Raw genomic sequence first — 18,297 nt, forward strand, 5'->3', positions numbered from 1 at the left:
TTGATTGTCGAAACCGCTTTTTTCAGCTATACTTCTTGCGAGGTGATCAGATGCCAAAATACCAAGAAATTGCCAATATTTTACGCACACGCATCAAAAACAAAACGTATCCGCCTGACAGCTTACTGCCGAATCAAACTGATTTAGTCGAAGAATTCGGAGTCAGCCGGATGACCATCAAAAAAGCCATCGGTATTTTAGCCATGGAAGGACTGGTTTATTCTCAGCGGGGCGCTGGAACAAAAATATTGAACCACCCATTCTTAAAAAAAGACACCACTGCTTTAACGGTCTATGAAGGCTTGTCAACGGAAATGGGCAAAGCTGGCCGCAAGCTAGTCAGTCAAGTCATCGATTTTCAAGTCGAATTTCCTGACCAAACGATCCAAGAAAAGTTGATGTTGACGGAAGAACAGCCGATCTATAGTATTGTCCGCTTGCGGATTCTTGAAGACCAGCCGTTTATTTTAGAATATACCTATATGCCGGTCCATTTGGTGCCCAATTTAACTCGTGGCCATTTAGAAAGTTCTATCTACCGTTATGTCAAAGAGGAACTAGGGGTCCAGTTTGCTGGCGCCTACCGCACCATCGCCGCTGATAAAAGTGCCGCGTACGATCAACAGTATTTGGACTGTAAAGTCGATGATCCGGTCTTAGAGATCGAACAGATCGTCTATCAGAAAAATGGCTCACCTATCGAATTTTCCCGTAGTCGCAACCGTTATGACGTGCGGGCCTACTCTTATTTAGATGTCCAGCACTAAAAAGACCTGCCCACGGTTTCTGAAGGAAGAAAACCGTGGGCAGGTCTTTTTGTTGTTTCATTCGTTACTTCGTTTATTTTTCCGCTGAGGGTTGGAATCGTTTCAGCCGCAAGGCATTTAATAAAACGGATACCGAGCTGAAGCTCATGGCCGCCCCAGCGATCATTGGATTGAGCAAGGGGCCCCCGAAAAGATGCAGCACACCCATTGCAACAGGGATGCCTAAGACGTTATAAGCAAAAGCCCAGAAAAGATTTTCTTTGATGTTTTTGATGGTTGCCCGACTTAACTCGATCGCTGATGGGACGTCCATTAGATCGCTGCGCATCAGTACGATGTCTGCCGATTCGATGGCGACATCGGTACCAGAGCCAATCGCGATCCCTACATCGGCTTGGGCTAACGCCGGCGCATCATTGATCCCATCACCTACCATCGCAACCTTTTGGCCTTTGGCTTGCAGGCCAGCTACTTTGGCGGCTTTATCTTCTGGCAAGACGTCACTGATCACTTCATCGATACCGACTTGTTTGGCGATGGCTTGGGCCGTTCGGGCATTGTCGCCCGTGATCATTGCTACGTACAAGCCCATTTGATGCAGACGTTCAATGGCTTTTCGACTGCTTTCTTTGATAGTATCTGCCACAGCGATGATCCCGATTGCTTCGCCGTCTTTGGCAACATACATCGGTGTTTTCCCTTCGTGAGCCAATTGTTGGGCTTGCTCGATCAGGCCATCGATGGCAACGTTTTGTTTTTCCAACCATTTCTGGTTGCCTAATAGGACTGGACTGCCAGCGATCGTTCCTTGAATCCCATGCCCTGGAATCGCTTCAAACCCGTCAACTTCTTGTAGGGCGAGGGCTTGCGTGCGGGCTTCGATCACAATGGCTTCGCCTAATGGATGTTCTGAGCCTTTTTCAACAGAAGCCGCCAGCTGCAGCAATTCCGTCGGCGTGTGGTTGCCGGCAGGCAGGAGATCGGTTACGACTGGTTTGCCTTCTGTGATCGTGCCGGTTTTATCAAAAACGATCGTCGTCACGTTTCTAGCTGTTTCTAACGCATCGCCGCTTTTGATCAAGACGCCATTTTCTGCCCCTTTGCCCGCACCCACCATAATGGCGGTCGGTGTCGCTAATCCTAAGGCACACGGACAAGCAATCACTAATACAGAGATCGTAATGGTCAATGAGAAGATCCAGGTTTCTTGTCCTAAGAAAAACCAGGCAAGTCCTGCAAAAACCGCCAAGACCATCACGATCGGGACAAACACACCCGAAACTTTGTCAGCCATGCGGGCAATCGGCGCTTTGGAGCCTTGGGCATTTTCTACTAACTGAATGATTTGCGCTAACGTTGAATCTTCTCCCACATTGGTGGCTTCATATTGAAACGAGCCATTTTTGTTGATACTGGCGCCGATCACCCGATCACCGACTTGTTTTTCGATAGGTAAGCTTTCTCCGGTGATCATTGATTCATCGATGGCAGAGCGTCCTTGGGTAACGATCCCATCCACAGGAATCTTTTCACCAGGTCGTACGACTAAGATATCGCCAGCTGCGACTTCTTCAATATCCACTTCGACTTCTTCGACTTGATGCCCGCTGCCGCGAAGCACACGGGCTTTTTTCGGTGCGAGATCCAACAACTTCTTGATGGCTTCGGAGGTTTTGCCCTTCGAGACCGACTCAAGGTATTTTCCTAAGGTTACTAATGCCAAAATAACGGCGGCCGTTTCATAGTACAAGTGCATCGCATAGTGGGTCGTGCCCAGGTAGACCATCACGGTCCCATAAATACTATAAAAGAAGGCAGCACTGGTTCCCAATGCGACGAGGGAATCCATGTTGGGATGGCCTTTCCAAAGCGCTTTGAAACCAGCAATGTAAAAGGCGCGACCGAGGACCATCACCGGTAAGACCAAAAGCAATTGAGTGGTAACGAAATTGACTGGATAGGCCATCGGATCTAAAAAGCCAGGGATCGGCAAACCGATCATTTCCCCCATCGTCAAATAGAACAAGGGGATCGTAAAGAGCGCTGAAAGCCAAAACCGTTGCCATAGAGCACGAATCTCTGCCTGTTTTGAATCCGCCTTGTCAGCAGAAGCGGTCGGCAGCTGTGCATCATAGCCCGCCTCTTTCACGGCAGCTGCGATCTTCGCGGCGGTCACTTGATCTTGTTGATAGCTGACCGTCAGTTTTTCTGTTGCCAGATTGACGGAGGCTTGCTCCACACCCGCTAATTTTTGGACAGCTTTTTCTACTGTTTGGGCACAAGACGCACAGGTCATGCCCGAGATGGCAAAGGTCTCTTGTCTTTGAGAGCCGATCAGTTGATAGCCCGCTGCTTTGATGGCCGCAGCGAGTGTTTCTTCGGTGAGCTGCTGCTCATCATAACGAATATGTAATTTTTCAGTAGCCAAATTGACCGCTGCTTGGTCGACCCCCGCCAGCTTGCTGACTGTTTTTTCGACGGTCTGGGAACAAGACGCACAGGTCATCCCTTTTACCCCATAATTCTTTTCGATCATTGTTTCCTTCCTCCTTGCTTGCTAGGCAAACTCATTAACCTTTTATGTTTACAGTTGTAATCTCCTTCTACTTTACAATTATCGTTTACACTTGTCAACGATAATACTCAAAAAAAGGACGTTCTCCTTCGAAGCGGCCCAAAAAGCGAGACTTTTGGTCTACCTTTGGGCGGTCGCTACAGGTGGAACGTACTTTTTTCTAAGAAACGATTACTGCCGTTGCAGGGGTCGTTTCGCTTATTCAGGTATTGGTTTTAGAAGGCTAGCACTCTTGCCCGTTGGTTTTGATCAGCTCTTGGTACCAGTAGAAGCTGTCTTTCTTGTAGCGTGCCAAAGATCCTTCTTGCGTTTCATCTTGGTCGACATAGACAAAGCCATAGCGTTTTTGGTAGCCGTTCAACCAGCTTAGCAAATCAGTGAAGGACCAGGTGCAATAGCCAAGAACTTCCGCGCCGTCGCTGATCGCTTCTTTGATAGCATGGACATGCCCTGCTAAATAATCGATGCGGTATTGGTCATGGATTTGATGATCGTCGGTTAATTTGTCGTATTCACCAAGTCCGTTTTCCGTAATGATCACAGGCACCCGATAACGGCTAGTGATTCGGCGTAAAGCGATCCGCAGCCCTTGAGGATCAATCTCCCAATCCCAATTCGTCCGTTCCACAAATGGATTTTCAGCTTTTTTGAACATTCCTGGTGTCCCGGTTTCTTCGGAGCTGCCTTTTTTCCCAGTGGTGTTCATTTTCCCCGCACCGACACCATCTAATGGATTGTAGGCATTTGTTGCTGTTTGGTAATAGTTGATCCCTAAGAAATCTGGTTTTGCTGAACGCAGCAAGTCCATATCACCTGGTTCGATCGTTGGTGCGATCCCTTGCTCTTTCAAGTAATTCATTGCAGCAATCGGGTATTCGCCCCAAAGATAGACATCTAACCAATAATGCGCCATCAAGTCTTCCGCGTTTTCAGCTGCCAAAATATTTTTCGGGTCGCTGTTGATTGGGTAGTTTGGTGAATAGGCGAAACTTGGTCCGATTTTCCCTGGGATTTTCATCTCATGGAACTTGTTGATCACCGACGCATTTGCCAAGTTAGCGATATGATTGACTTCATACATCCGTTTAGGATCGGTCACTCCTGGTGGATGGGCAGCTAAAAGATAGCCTAAAGAAGTAAAGATATTTTGTTCATTCAAGCTGACCCAATAGTGGACTTTGCCGCGAAAGGCTTCAAACAATACGGCCGCATAGTTGGTGAAATCTTCAATGATTTTGCGAGATTCCCAGCCACCGTATTCTTCTTGCAAAGCTCGTGGCAGATCCCAATGGTACAAGGTCACCATCGGTTCGATCCCTGCTTTTATCAGTTCATCGATCAAGGCTAAATAAAAGTCTAACCCTGCTTGATTGACTTCTCCTCGTCCTTCTGGAAAAATCCGTGTCCAAGCAATAGAAAAACGATAGGTTTTCAATCCTTGTTCTTTCATCAAGGCAACATCTTCTTTGAAGCGGTGGTAATGGTCGACCGCGACATCTCCGTTCGTTGCTTTAAAGGTTTTGCCTGGAATGCGGACAAAATCGTCCCAAACTGAAGCGCCTTTGCCGTCTTCTTGCCATGCGCCCTCTACTTGATAGGCTGCTGATGCTGAACCCCATAAAAAATCATTGGGGAATTCTTTTAGTTGTTTATGATCCAATTGTTTCCCTTCTTTCTGTTTGATGATACCCCTTTCTTAAGTATACCGATAATTGCCTGATTTGTCATAAGAAGATTTTGTACCTATGCCAAGAAAGCCGATGGCACGAAAAAAACATCCGTGCAAGCAGTGGGTTACTCCTTGTACGGATGCGGACTAGCTATGGATCATGCGTCAAATTGTGCCTGATAAAGTGCGGCATAACGCCCCTCTTTGGCTACTAACTCTTCGTGGGTCCCTTGCTCTACGATATTGCCCTGTTCCACCACGAGGATCGTGTCGGCATGTCGAATCGTGGACAAGCGATGGGCGATCACAAAGGAGGTTTTGCCTTTCATCAATTTGGTCATCGCTGCTTGGATCAGCAGCTCCGTTTGCGTGTCGACATTCGATGTGGCTTCATCAAGAATCAGCAGATCGGCATCCAACAGCATCGCTCGTGCAATCGTCAATAGTTGTTTTTGTCCTTGTGAGATACCGGTTCCGTCTTCAGAAATCAAAGTATCATAGCCTTTTGGCAGGCTCATAATAAAGTCATGGATATGGGCGGCTTGTGCAGCAGCTTGGACTTCTGCCATCGTCGCATTCACCTTGCCGTAGGCCAAATTGTCGAAAATCGTTCCCGTGAACAGCCAGGTGTCTTGCAGCACCATCGCATAGCTTTGCCGTAAGCTGTGGCGTGTCGCTTGGCGGATATTTTTGCCGTCTAAACGAATCGCTCCTTGGTCAGGGTCATAAAACCGCATCAAGAGGTTCACGATGGTGGTTTTCCCGGCTCCGGTTGGTCCGACGATCGCAACCAAGCTGCCAGCCGGTACTTCCAGCGAAAGGTCTTTGATGATGGGCTGCTGTGCTTGATAGCCGAAGGTCACGTGGTCAAAGGCGACATCACCAGACACCTCATGGTATTCGTAGGCTCCAGGAACATCAGAAACTTCCGGTTCTTCATCCAGCAAACGGAAGATCCGTTCTGCCGCCGCCAACGCCGATTGCAAATCGCTGAAGATATTGGCTAACTCATTGATTGGTCCTGAGAATTTTCTGGAGTATAAGACAAAAGAAGAAACGTTCCCGAGTGTCAGATGACCGAACAAAAACAGCAAGGCGCCAAACATACTGATCAAGGACAAGGACAGATTGTTGATAAAGTTGATGGAAGGACCAGTCATACTACCGTAGTACTCGGCATTGTAATAGGCATCCACCGCTTCTTGGTTTTTTTCGTCAAAACGGCTGATGATCGCTTCTTCTTGGTTATACAGCTTGATCGTTTGCTGACCAGAAATAATCTCTTCCACAAAACCGTTCAGTTCGCCTAATTTGCGGGAACGACGGCGAAACAATGGTTGAAATTTGCTCATCAAAAAGCGGGTCAAAAAGATCGAAGCGGGAACCGTTCCGACAAAAATCAGCACCAGCAGCGGCGAAATCAAAACCATCATCACAAACGAACCAATGATCGTCACAAGACTGCTGAGGACTTGAATGGCATCGCTGGCCAATGACGTATTGATGGTATCGACGTCATAACTGATGCGGCTGATGATATCCCCAGTGGCGACCCGGTCAAAATACCCCACTGGCAATTCGGTGATTTTATCAAAAATCGCCTTGCGCATCGCTGCCACCACCCGCTGACTCAAGCGGATCATCATGAGCGAAATCAGATAACTAAGAAGGGAAGACGCAAGATAAAACAGCAGCATCAGCCCACAATAAAAGAAGACTCGTTCAAAAATGACCTTGCCGGGACCCGGTTGAATGGCATCAATGGCGTACCCGGAAAGCAACGGTCCCACCAAGGCGAAGATGTTGCTGACCATCATTAAAATAGCGGCTGCCAACAGGAGTCCTTTGTACTCGTAGAGATAGCCCCACAAACGCCGGAGTGTTTTCTTGCTATCCTTTGGTTTTTCCGTTTTTTTCTTCGGCATCGTCGGCACCTCCTGTCTGACCTTGATAAATGGCTTGGTAGATCGCATTTTCTGCTAGTAATTCTTGGTGACTGCCAAAGCCGTTCATTTGACCGTTTTCCAGTACCAAAATTTTGTCGGCATGCTGGATCGAGCTGATCCGCTGCGCGATCAAGACCGTCGTCGTCTGTTGAAACTGCTGTTTCAGGACCTTGCGCAATTGAGCGTCGGTCCGATAATCCAGCGCACTAGCAGAATCATCCAAAATCAAAATTTCCGGATCCCCCGCCAATGCCCGCGATAACAAGACCCGCTGCTTTTGACCGCCGCTTAAATTGCTGCCTTTGGCATGCAGTGGATGAGCTAAGCGCTTGGGCAGTTGATTGATAAACTCCTTGGCTTGGGCGCGAGCCGCCGCTTCTTCGATCTGCTCTTTGGAAAACCGCCGGCCAAAAGCGATATTTTCTTCGATCGTTTCCGCAAAAAGCACGTCTTTTTGTAAGACGACACCGAATAACTGATGCAACTCCGTCGGATCGATGGAGCGAATGTCGCGACCAGCGATGCGGATCATACCCTTCGTTGGGTCATAGAGCCGCAGCAGTAGTTTGACGATTGTTGATTTTCCACTACCAGTCGCCCCGATGATCCCTAAGGTTTCTCCCGGCTGCAAGGAAAAATCGATGTCTTTCAGCACCTGGGTACCGTTAGGATAGGTGAAGGAAACTTTTTCAAAAACGATATGCGCAGACTCTTCTTTGACAGGCGCCTCAATGACTTGCATATTTTGCGGCAGGCGCAAGACGGATTGGATCCGATCGGCAGAAGCCAGCCCCTTCGACACGATCACAAAGATGCGCGTGATACTGAGCATGGCATTCAAAATGATCGTAAAATAGGTCAAAAAGGCGATGATGACGCCTGGTTGGGTCAACCCTTGATTGACGCGAAAGGCACTGACGACGATCACTAGTGTCAGTCCGATATTCAAAAATAGGTCCATCAGGGGCGGTGTTGCAGCCATCGTTCGATTAGCGGTGGTTTCCGCAGCTACTACGTCTTGATTGACGTGGTCAAAGCGCTTTTTCTCGTAATCTGCTTTGGACAAGGCCTTGATCACCCGAGCCCCAGTCACATTTTCACGGACAGTTCGCACTAACACATCCACTTGCTTTTGTAATGAAGCAAACAAGGGGATCCCCCGTTTCGAGATGGTGACTGCTGCCACTAAAGTGAAGGGCAAGACGCCTACTAAGACCAGTGTCAAAACGGGATCTAATGTAGCAGTGATCATGATTCCCCCTAATAACAGAATCGGGGCACGAATCCCCATCCGTTGGATCATCCCTACCGTTTGATGGATGTTGTAAGTGTCTGTCGTCAAGCGAGACACCAAGGAAGGAATCCCGACTTCTTCGACTTGCGGAATCGACAGATAGGAAACTTTTTCAAATAAGTCATGGCGTATACTACCAGTGGTATCGCGAGCAACACTAGAGGCCATCCGATTGGCGATGATATTGGTGACAACTGCGATGATGGAGCAGACCACCATCGCCCCACCCCAAGCAAAAATCGCAGATACTTGCTTCGCGGGAATCACAGAATCGATGATATACGCCAAAATCCAAGGCAATAGCAAGTCCATCAATGACCCGAAGAATTTGATGCTGACGCCAAGGGAGATGCGGCCGATATAGGGTTTTAAATATTGAGTCAAAAGATTCATTCCATCGCCTCATCTTTCGCTAAAAGCCGCTGGGAATTTTCTTTGACGATTTCCAGATCAGCGATCAGCTGCTGCTGTTGGGCAGCAGAAAAACCTGCTACGACTTGTTCATTCCAGCTTTGAAGCAGCTGTTGGATCTTTGGTTGGACGACAAGTGCTTTTTCGGTTGGATAAACCAGTAATTGTCGTTTGTCGGTGGGACTGCTGGTTCTAGTGATAAATCCTCGTTCTTCTAGGATCGCTAGTTGACGGGCAACATTGCTTTTATTCACAAAAATCTTCTTGGCTAAGGCTTCTTGACTGATCCCCGGTTGGCGGCAAATGTTTAAGATATAGGTATGATGCATCCCGCCTAAACCAAATTTTTTCAGTTCTTTTTCCCGATAAAGGGTAGCGAGACGGGCAATATGATTGATTGAGCGGATAATGGCTTCCATGAGCACTCCTGCCTTTCTTGGTTCTTCAAAGTGTCTTATCTATTATAAGGAATAATCGTTGCGTGCGCAACGATTATTGTTTCTCTCGGAAAAAAATAGGTACACTGTTGCTGATCAACAAAAAAAGAACTTCAGCCCTCTCGCTGAAGTTCTTTTTTGATTCATTTTATTCAGATTCTTTCAATAAAGCTTGTACGACCTTACGACGACGATACAGCTGTCTGGTTTTCCAGCTGATAAAGCCGATGAGCAAAGCGAGCCAAGAAATGATCGTCAGCCATAAAGCTCCGTCGAAAAACCAAGGTGCGTCGTAATCAACGACTAAGACATTCTCCCCTGCTTGCTGTTGGACAGAAACGGCACCAATGGCACTCAAAGAGACATCTTTCTCAGTTAGTGGCTGCTGATTGAGGGTCAATTCAGTATATCGGTAATTGATGATCGGTAACGCCTTCCACGTCTCTTGATCACCTTGCCAACGTAAAGTAAGCTTCCCGTTTTCTACGGTTTTTGCCACGGTATCATTTTTTTCAATGATTTCTTCCCCGTACAAATTGTACTTGTTCTTCTTGGTCTCTTGATAGAGGGGCAGATAATCTGGGGTAGAACGTTGATACAGCGCTAATGCTAAGGACTTGTCTTTACTAAAATAGGCTTCCTTCAATTGCGCTTCAGATTCCGCCGACAGATAGGTGTGGTTTCGCAGTGAAACCGCCGCTTCATCAGAGTGCCAATCCTGCATTTTGACCGTGTTTTGGATCAGGATTTGACCAACACTCAAGACTAAAACGAGGACGAACCAACGCGGATTTGCCAATGGCTTGCCCCGATAATAAGGAACCAGCAGGCACAAACCGACTAAGATCAAAATCGTGGCCGGAACAAAGAACCGAAAAGGAAATTGCAGTAAATTGATTACACCATTGTCCAGACTGCCTAGCCATTGCCAAGGAATAGCGTTCGATGATAAAACGAAAAAGACTGCTGCAGCTGCCGTCATTAATTTGAAACCGCCAGATAGACGCGGCCAGACACGGATCGCACCGCAAAAGAACAAAGCACATAAGATGGGCAGCAGGTACGGAGTCGTCCACCAATAGCTACTGGTTCCAGTAATGGTATTGTTCTGCATGTTGCGATTCACAAAAGGCGCGATCAACGTGTTACTCGTATAAAGATCCAACATCCCTAACCAAATATTGGCGGTCAGCAGCAAGAAGATCCCGATCGCTCCTGCTAAGCGCAGCACCAATTGTCGTTTTTCTTCGCCAGAAGTCCCAACAAAAAAGGCGCGTAAGAAAAAGGGTACGTATAAGAACACTAACAAGATGCTTGAAAACACATGGATTTGAAATAAGACCGCCACGGAAACCCCTACCGCAAAAGGCCGTAACCGTTTATGTTCCCCTAGTGCGATCAGTGGGATCAGGCACAGTGGCAGCACAGCCGCCCCCCAAGCAGAAAAGCCCTGCCGCTCAATCCAATACTGGACAGAATAGGTCGCCATAAACAGGACGCTCATCCCCACTGACAGCCAACCATTGACTCGTAATTTCTTTAATAAGCCAAACATCGAAAACCCTGCTAACAAATAGAGCAGCCCGTTGGCGAGCAACTGGTAGGAAAACCACGAAGGACTCAGCAAGACCAGCAGTCCTTGGAAATAAGCAAAAAAGGGCCCATATAATGCATTGACGATACGAGCAGATTGCTGAAACCCGTAGATAGAAAGAAAATATTGAAAATTGCCCTCTTTGATCTGCTGGCTAGTCTCATAAAAACGATTGAAGTGAAAGACCACATCAGAGCCCAAAATCATGCCTTGGCCTAGGATCTGCGGTAATAAAAAAACACCACTCATTGCAATCAGAATCACCACTTGCCAGAAAAGCGGCTTTTGTACTATTTTTTGTTTCAAAAAAAAACCTCCTTGCACCTTTTCGGTACGCTCATAAAAAGAGTACCAGATAGGGACGAGGAGGGGAAAAAGAAAGCTTAGTGAAAAGGGATACATGGTAAAAATTTAACCAATTACTAAACTTTTCTAGGTTTTAGGTGGTCGTTTCTTTGCTTTTTCTCAAATTTATTGGGTGATCGTTTGCCAGCTTTCCAGTAGTTCGCTTAAAAGCGGGACGACCGTCTCTGCAGGGGCTGCCTCTTTTTGGATATTGGCACTGACCAGCTGATCGTACATATAGCCATACAGCTGATCGAGATCTTCAGCAATAGCGCCGCCTTGCTCACGGTCTAAAGAGACCCGTAATTCCAATAAAATATTCTGCGCCTTGACAAATTGCTGATGGGCTTGGCTCAACTCTTCTTTTTCCAATGCAATCACTGCTAATTTGATATTTTTGATGGCTGCTTGCAACAGCATTTCAATTAGTTTGTTGGGGGAGGCACTCATTACTTGGTTCTGCAGATAGTTGTTTTGCATTTTTTGATAATTCATCTTTTTTTCCTCACTATAAATCAAATTCGACGAAGGCGGCACTGTCTTCTTGCTGCAAATACGTTTTGACAAGATTGTTTTTGCGGTTCAAACGCCCCAATTCTTGTTTGATTTCTTGCTGCTGGGCTTTGACCTGGTCTAAGAACGCTTGATACGCTTGGATCACTTGTTGCGCCAACGCACTGGTTTGTGGACTATGGCTCTGTTCTTCTGCTTGCATGGCTGCTATGACCGCTGCATTGGCTGCCATCAAACGACTGGCTTCCTCGCTGTCGCCGCGCCATTGGGCAAAACCAGTTAAGATCTGATTCAAACGTTCATCTAATGATACCTGTGGCTCCATAGGTTGTTTCCTTTCATGTTGACGAGGGTTTCTTATGCGAATGAAAAAAATGACTGCTTTAATCGGCTATCCTGCCTAGTTTGACGTATTGGCAAACTGATTGCTTAGGTAGCTCAGCTGATTTTCAGCCTCCATCATCACGGAGTCTAATTTGGTGAACATTGTGATGTAACGTTCTTTTTTCATTGCTAAAATATCATCAAACCGTGTGATCTGCTTGTTCAAATCCTTGATGGTACTGTCATAGGTCGCAGATTTGGTGGCAATGATCCCTTTATTGGCTGAAGTATTGACGACATAGCTGTTGGCTAATTCTTTTAGCGCTAATGTATAGCCGGTCTCTTTCGTACTCGCAGTGCCATCAGCTTCTTTGGTTTTCGTACTTGCATAAAAGAAGGACTTCACAGCAGCGGGATCTTCCGCTAAGGCTTCTTTTAACTTTGTCGTATCCAGTCCCAATGTACCATCATTATCGACGGTGGAGATGCCTAGCTTATTAGCGGTCAGCTTTGAGCCGCTGACGGCTGGAATGGTGATCAAATTTCGCAATTGAGTCTGTAGACGGGTCAACGCACTGTCTCCCACCAAGGTCCCCGTCTTGTTGTTTTCACTACTAGGATCTCCCACGGTCAAATTGTCGCCGATAAAACTCATCAAGCTATTGTATTGATCGACTAATCCTTGCACTGCATCAACGACTTTCGAGGTATCATTGGCTAAAGAAAGCGTCACATGCTCCTCGCTTTTTTTCGCTAACGTGAGCGTGACACCATCGATAACATCCGTCACACTGTTGCTGTCGCGAGTGATCTTCATGCCGTCTAGCTCAAAAATAGCCGGTTGGCCTTGCGTCGTTGTCGCAGTTGAACCGATCCCTAATCCTTCGGCGGCATTGCCGTCGATCAAAAAGTTCTTGTCGCCCATTTTGGTATTCGTTAAAATCAAACGGTTATCCACGATACTCGCTGCGACGAAGGTCGTCTTGCTTTGGCTATTGATCTTAGCTGCCACATCTTTTAAGCTGTCTTCGGCAGTGATCTCGATCGAAGCGGTGATCGGTTTGCCATCTTCATCGACTTCCGAACTGGTCAATGACAGCTGACCACTGACATTTAGGGCCGTTTTGCTGCTTTGAGCTACTTGACTCCCCGTCACCTTCGTGGCGGTTGCTAGTTGGTTGACTTTTAGATCATAGGTGCCTTCTGGAGCTTCCGTTGTTCCTGCAATTGAAGCGATGCTGCTATTGGTGGTCGTCGCTTTTTTCGTTTGATAAGCATCATCTTTTTGTAATGCATCGACTTTTGACAAAAAGTTAGTCAAGCGAGTGCTGATATCACTCCATGCCGTTTTTTGTGCTTTAAGCGACGTAATTTTATTCTCAGCGCGGGTCTTATTGATCGCATCTGCCGCCAATAATTTTTCAATATCTTCTGAAGTCACGCCAGAATAACTCCCTAGCGTTGTACTGATTCCTGAACTGCTGGTTACACTTGCCATGTTTTCATCCCTTTCGATCGACCGCGATGCCCATGTCATCCCATATTTTTCCAATCACATCTAGCATGTTGGCGGGCGGGATCTCTTTGATCACTTCGTTGGTCTGCATATCCACTAAACGCACCATCGTACGCCCCGTGCGCTCATGTACTTCATAAGCCAATTTCATATCTTTGCCAAGTAGTCGCTGATTCACTTCCGCCACGGAGGCTGCGATCTTGTGCTGATCGGCTACTGAAAAATAGTGGATCGGCGGTTCAGCGGCCACTGTCTGTTCCTTTTTCTCCGCCAGTTTCCCCTCTTGGTGTTGCGGCTGAAGGTTGGCGGTCTCTTGATCTAGGGATTCGATCGGACGTGCTTTAGCGACCGACGCAACGGCTTCGATCGGGTGTATTCCTGACATTGGCTGAATATCCATCAGAGCTTCCTCATTTCTAAGCGTTTTTGTGCTGCTATGTAAAACACAAGAACTGCGCTTCCCCTAGGCAGTCCTTGTGTCAGTGGTTCACTTGATCAAAAATTATCCTTGTAACAAGCTCAATACGCTGTTAGGCATTGAGTTTGCTTGTGCCAACATTGAAGTTGCTGCTTGAGAAAGGATGTTGCTCTTCGTAAAGCTCATCATTTCTTGCGCCATATCAACGTCACGGATACGTGAGTTTGCTTCAGATAGGTTTTCTTGTGTTGTACCTAAGTTGTTGATTGTGTGTTCTAGACGGTTTTGCGCCGCACCAAGATCCGCACGTTGTGCAGAAACTGCTTTGATCGCTTCATCGATTTTTGTGATTGGGTTGTTTTCAACGCTGACAGTTGCCGCTGCTGCTTTGCCTTCATCAGAAGCGGTAAATGTTGCTAAAGCATCATCGTATGTTTTTTGAGCTGTTGCTTTTGCTGTATCATCCGCTGCTGTATCGATGGCTGTTTGTAATTCAGCAACTGTTTTACCAGCTGCCGCATCAACTGTGCCGTCCGCTGCATATTTTGTTGTAGCATCTGCTTTGAAGGCAGTCGCTACTGCTTTATCTTTTGCTGCAGCAACAGCTTTAGCATCGCTTGTATCAATGGCTTGTGTTAAATCTAAGCCTTTTACTTTCAATGCAGATGAGCTCATGTTGTTGATTGAAACGCTCATTGTTTGGTTTGCGTTGGCACCGATTTGGAAAGTGAATGATTTCGCATCATCGCCTTCACCAGTTAACAAGCTTTTTGTATTGAATTCAGTGGTATTGCTGATACGGTCGATTTCATCAGACAATGCGGTGTATTCTTTGTTGATCGCACTGCGGTCGTCATCACTTAACGTACCATTTGAACTTTGAACCGCAAGATCACGCATACGGCCTAAGATGCTGTGGGTTTCATTTAATGCACCTTCTGCTGTTTGGATCAATGAAATACCATCTTGTGCGTTGCTTTTTGCTTGTGACAAACCGCCGATTTGGCCTTTCATTTTTTCAGAAATTGCTAAGCCAGCTGCGTCGTCCCCAGCTTTGTTGATGCGTAAGCCTGAAGATAATTTAGACAAAGAATTGCTTTTAGAAGCATTTGCTGCCGTTAGGCGTGAGTAAGTATTCAATGCTGAAACGTTTGTATTGATTCTCATGTGTAGTTCCTCCTAATTTTTATTCGCTAAGGTTTCCCTCTGCTACTATTTATCGGAAGAAACCGTTCAGGGTTAAGCCTTTTTTCTAAAAAAAATAAAAAACTTTTGCTCTCAGCAAAGAACAAAAGTTTTTGGGTTAATTTAAATAATCTAGAATGGACATCTGCATGATCTTTGTTCCCATCGCTAATGTTGAACGGTAGGCAGTCATTTGATTTTGATATTCCATATACTTTTCCGCAATATCGACGTCTTGTTTGTTGGACAGTGTTTCGGTCAAGTTCAGCTTTTCCGTCTCATTTCGATCAGCTGCCGCCTCCAAGCGATTGTAGAGGGTGCCGATCTGCGCCCGTACATTCACCACATTAGTGGCATGCTGGTCATGAGCGGTTAAAAGCTCGCCCCCTAAGGCATCTTTATCATCACTGCGCAACGCAGACAACAAATCATTGAAATAGGTGCTTAAATTTTGGGGATCCGCAGCTGTGCCCGTCTCGTTCATCAGACGATCACCGCTGGCTAACAGATCCACCGAGACCCCATTTGCGATTTCTCGCGGCAAGTCTTCGCTGGTGCCATTGTATTTGATACCGACGATGGCGTCATTTTCTTTGACGATCTCAAAAGGCGCCGTCGTCGTATTCGTTCCGCTAAATAGATAGCGGCCATCAAAGTTGGTGTTTAATGATTCAACGATGCCTTCGATCTCTTGCTCGATCTCTGAACGATTTGCCCCTAATTCCTCACTGCCAGCTGTCGCATTGGCAGAAGATTGAACCAACGAGCGAATCCGCAGCATCGAAGTACTGACGCTTTCTAAAGCAGAATCTTGGGCTTTTGTCCAAGAAATACTGTCTTTGATCGTATTGTTGTAAGTTTTGTTTTGATTTAACGACACATTGAGATCCATGATTTTTGAAACCAGCAGCGGATTATCCGAGGACTTGCTGACTTCTTTTAAGCTCGATAGCTGATTCAACGTGGATTGGACTTTGGAGGCGTTGGTTCCTAGATTTCGTAAAAAATCATTGTAGGTGATTGAATTGGAAATACGCATGGTCTACACTCCTGTTCGATTGATCAATGTGTCTAACATTTCAGAAACGACCGATAATATGCGGGCATTGGCCTGAAATCCTTGTTGGAAACGAATCACATCGGACATTTCTTCATTTAATGAAACCCCAGACACCGATTGATTTTTGTATTCTAGTTGATTCAGCAGCGACAATTGGGCACTGACTGTATTGTCGGCTTGCTGTTTTGAGATCCCGTTTTTGGTGACGATGCTGTTAAAATAGCTGCTGACACTCATGCCAGATGCTGCATTGGCAAACGTCAATGTCTCAGAATCAAAAGAAGCGATCGTCTTTTCTGACAACGGGAAGTCCAATTTGGCACTGCTGAGTTTCGCCATTGCAGCAGCTCTTGAACCATCTCCTGCTGCATTGCTCGTTCCGCCGGTCACCAGACTTGGGTTATCTAACAGTGCTTGGCTGACCCGAATCGTCGTCGCTGTACCAGTATCATCTTGGCCGATCTCAAATAGACCGCTAGTAGGAGAAGCGCCGCCGGTAAAGACCATGTTCATGGCTTGCGCGATTGTCGTCGTAAAGTTGTTCAATTCCGTCAGGCGACTGCCAATCTCCCCAGATGATGCTTGCATGCCTCCGATCGCGCCTTCTTTGATTGGCAATTCTGTATAGGCGGTTTCGCCATTGTCGGTGGTTTTCGTCAACAAGACGGTTCCAGCTGGATAAGACCTTGTAATGGTTTCGGCAGGATTCAAGGCGTTGCCGTCTTTGGAAACCAAGGCGCCTGTGTCGCTTTGTCCCACCACCACACTAAGGGTATTGCGTTCCTCCGCACTTAAAATCGTCTGTCCGCTCATGGATACAAACCCACGGCCATACTGATCGGTCTTGGTTTCGATCCCTGCTAGACCCGAGAGATCTTTCAACAGACTGTCTCGACGATCTAAAAGATCATTGGGTGTCTCACCACTTGTCGTCAACCCATAGATCTGTTCATTCAAGGATTGTAGCTGTTTGACCTTCTCATTGAAGTCCAGCGCGGATTTTTCGATGGTATCCAGCGTATCGCTTTGCAACTGCGTCATTTGTTTGCCCATTTGGTTGATGGTATCGGCAAACGTACTGCTGTTTTCCAGCACAAGGGTCTTAGACGTATCCAGTTCAGGATTGTTGGCTAATGCGGTCCAAGAATCAAACATCGTTGCCAGCTGTTTGGACAGTCCATTGTCAGAAGGTTCATTCATTAAACTTTCCAGCTGTCCTAATATGTCTGCTTTTTGTTCATAATATGTATAGGTAGAATTGGCATTGCGTACTTGTCCAATGACAAAATCATCGACGATCCGTTCGACACTGCCGACTTTCACACCCATACCGATACTGCCGACACCCGCTAAATGATAAGACGCTTCGGCTTGCAAGTTGACTCGTTGTCTTGAGTAGCCGTCTGTATTGGTATTTGCAATGTTATGGCTGCTGGTTTGCAACGCTGCTTGATTGGCGGTCATGCCCCGGGTTGCGGTGCCTAATGAACCAAATAGTCCTGTCATAGAAGTACTCCTTACATTTTTTGATCGATGATCGCTGTTGAGACAGCTTGTTTTTCTTGGTATTTCGAATACGTATTTGCCGGTGTCTTGATATTTTCTTTGACTGCATCCATCAAAACAGTTTGGAAACTAATGGCTTGCTCCGTCAGCAGGAGATTTTCGGCTTGCTGCACTTGGATCTGGCGGATGAGTTCTTTGATCGTCACTGAAAGAGTTCCTTCATACGTGGAAAAAACGGGTACGAAGGCAGTTTTTTTCTCGACGAGTTCTGGTAATTTTTCTGCTTGATTTTTGATCAAGCAGGTCTTTTCTTTTTGCAGCAACCGCAAGAACTGCTGAAGCTGACGCTCAAATTCCCGTTCTGTCATCTAGTCGACCTGCTTTTCATCTTGTTGCAGCATTTTATCTGCGATCGTTTCGGCAGATACTTGGTAGGTGCCTTCTTTGATCGCTCGTTTCAATTCTGCCACTCGCTCACTACGACTGGCTGTTTGATTGGCACTCTTTTGAATGGCTTGAGCTGTTTCGGATAATTGAACATCGACGGTTTTTTCTGTCTGAGCAGCAGTTGGCTTTTCTTGTTTGACCGCTTCACGTTTGATGGCCTTGTCGCTGTATTCTGCGTAACCTCTTTCGATTTTCATAGGTTCTCCTCCGTTCTCATTCTTCTACCCTCTACTATCGGTCAAATCACAAAAAAGTTAAACCCATATGTTTAACTTTTTGCGATTTCTTCA

At 46.5% G+C, this 18,297-nt stretch carries 16 protein-coding genes; 1 reads left to right on the forward strand and 15 read right to left on the reverse strand.

Annotated features, from left to right (window positions below):
- Window positions 1-50: 50 nt before the first annotated feature.
- Window positions 51-767 carry a GntR family transcriptional regulator gene (locus IAE45_RS07315; protein WP_200125640.1) on the forward strand — a complete coding sequence of 239 codons (717 nt, stop codon included), beginning with the start codon at window positions 51-53 and terminating at the stop codon, window positions 765-767.
- 73 nt (window positions 768-840) lie between these two features.
- Here the strand turns inward: IAE45_RS07315 and IAE45_RS07320 are convergent, their stop codons facing one another.
- From IAE45_RS07320 to flgM, 15 genes are all read right to left on the reverse strand, one after another.
- The gene (locus IAE45_RS07320; RefSeq protein WP_200125641.1) at window positions 841-3,303 is read right to left on the reverse strand and encodes a heavy metal translocating P-type ATPase; all 2,463 of its coding nucleotides are present in this window, start codon (window positions 3,301-3,303) and stop codon (window positions 841-843) included.
- A gap of 262 nt (window positions 3,304-3,565) precedes the next feature.
- The gene (locus IAE45_RS07325) at window positions 3,566-5,002 is read right to left on the reverse strand and encodes a glycoside hydrolase family 1 protein (protein ID WP_005226667.1); all 1,437 of its coding nucleotides are present in this window, start codon (window positions 5,000-5,002) and stop codon (window positions 3,566-3,568) included.
- Between the two features lie 167 nt (window positions 5,003-5,169).
- Window positions 5,170-6,936: an ABC transporter ATP-binding protein gene (locus tag IAE45_RS07330; RefSeq protein WP_200125643.1), complete on the reverse strand. Its 1,767-nt coding sequence runs from the start codon at window positions 6,934-6,936 to the stop codon at window positions 5,170-5,172.
- The gene (locus tag IAE45_RS07335) at window positions 6,902-8,644 is read right to left on the reverse strand and encodes an ABC transporter ATP-binding protein (RefSeq protein ID WP_200125645.1); all 1,743 of its coding nucleotides are present in this window, start codon (window positions 8,642-8,644) and stop codon (window positions 6,902-6,904) included. The genes IAE45_RS07330 and IAE45_RS07335 overlap by 35 nt, the downstream gene beginning before the upstream one ends.
- A complete protein-coding gene (locus IAE45_RS07340) occupies window positions 8,641-9,081 on the reverse strand; it encodes a MarR family winged helix-turn-helix transcriptional regulator (protein WP_195265572.1) in 441 nt (146 codons plus the stop codon). The genes IAE45_RS07335 and IAE45_RS07340 overlap by 4 nt, the downstream gene beginning before the upstream one ends.
- Window positions 9,082-9,247: 166 nt before the next feature.
- Window positions 9,248-10,999, reverse strand: a complete 1,752-nt coding sequence (locus IAE45_RS07345) for a hypothetical protein (RefSeq protein ID WP_200125647.1) — start codon at window positions 10,997-10,999, stop codon at window positions 9,248-9,250.
- Window positions 11,000-11,164: 165 nt separating this feature from the next.
- Complete coding sequence (fliS, locus tag IAE45_RS07350) at window positions 11,165-11,533, reverse strand: flagellar export chaperone FliS (protein WP_200125649.1); 369 nt, start codon at window positions 11,531-11,533, stop codon at window positions 11,165-11,167.
- Between the two features lie 13 nt (window positions 11,534-11,546).
- On the reverse strand, window positions 11,547-11,876 hold the full coding sequence (locus IAE45_RS07355) for a hypothetical protein (protein ID WP_200125651.1): 330 nt from the start codon (window positions 11,874-11,876) through the stop codon (window positions 11,547-11,549).
- 75 nt (window positions 11,877-11,951) lie between these two features.
- Entirely contained in the window at window positions 11,952-13,373 is a 1,422-nt protein-coding gene (fliD, locus tag IAE45_RS07360) for a flagellar filament capping protein FliD (protein WP_005226644.1), read from the reverse strand.
- A gap of 4 nt (window positions 13,374-13,377) precedes the next feature.
- Window positions 13,378-13,791 (reverse strand): flagellar protein FlaG, encoded by a 414-nt coding sequence (locus IAE45_RS07365; RefSeq protein WP_200125653.1) that lies wholly within the window; start codon window positions 13,789-13,791, stop codon window positions 13,378-13,380.
- A 102-nt stretch (window positions 13,792-13,893) separates the two neighbouring features.
- Window positions 13,894-14,976, reverse strand: coding sequence for a flagellin N-terminal helical domain-containing protein (locus tag IAE45_RS07370; RefSeq protein ID WP_005226642.1), 1,083 nt, complete (start codon window positions 14,974-14,976; stop codon window positions 13,894-13,896).
- A 136-nt stretch (window positions 14,977-15,112) separates the two neighbouring features.
- The gene (flgL, locus tag IAE45_RS07375; protein ID WP_005226641.1) at window positions 15,113-16,033 is read right to left on the reverse strand and encodes a flagellar hook-associated protein FlgL; all 921 of its coding nucleotides are present in this window, start codon (window positions 16,031-16,033) and stop codon (window positions 15,113-15,115) included.
- Between the two features lie 3 nt (window positions 16,034-16,036).
- On the reverse strand, window positions 16,037-17,560 hold the full coding sequence (gene flgK / locus IAE45_RS07380) for a flagellar hook-associated protein FlgK (protein ID WP_200125655.1): 1,524 nt from the start codon (window positions 17,558-17,560) through the stop codon (window positions 16,037-16,039).
- 11 nt (window positions 17,561-17,571) lie between these two features.
- On the reverse strand, window positions 17,572-17,928 hold the full coding sequence (locus IAE45_RS07385) for a hypothetical protein (protein ID WP_005232752.1): 357 nt from the start codon (window positions 17,926-17,928) through the stop codon (window positions 17,572-17,574).
- On the reverse strand, window positions 17,929-18,204 hold the full coding sequence (gene flgM, locus IAE45_RS07390) for a flagellar biosynthesis anti-sigma factor FlgM (RefSeq protein ID WP_005232754.1): 276 nt from the start codon (window positions 18,202-18,204) through the stop codon (window positions 17,929-17,931).
- Window positions 18,205-18,297: the final 93 nt, after the last annotated feature.

The sequence above is a fragment of the Enterococcus sp. S53 genome (assembly GCF_016516865.1).
Lineage (GTDB): Bacteria > Bacillota > Bacilli > Lactobacillales > Enterococcaceae > Enterococcus_D > Enterococcus_D innesii.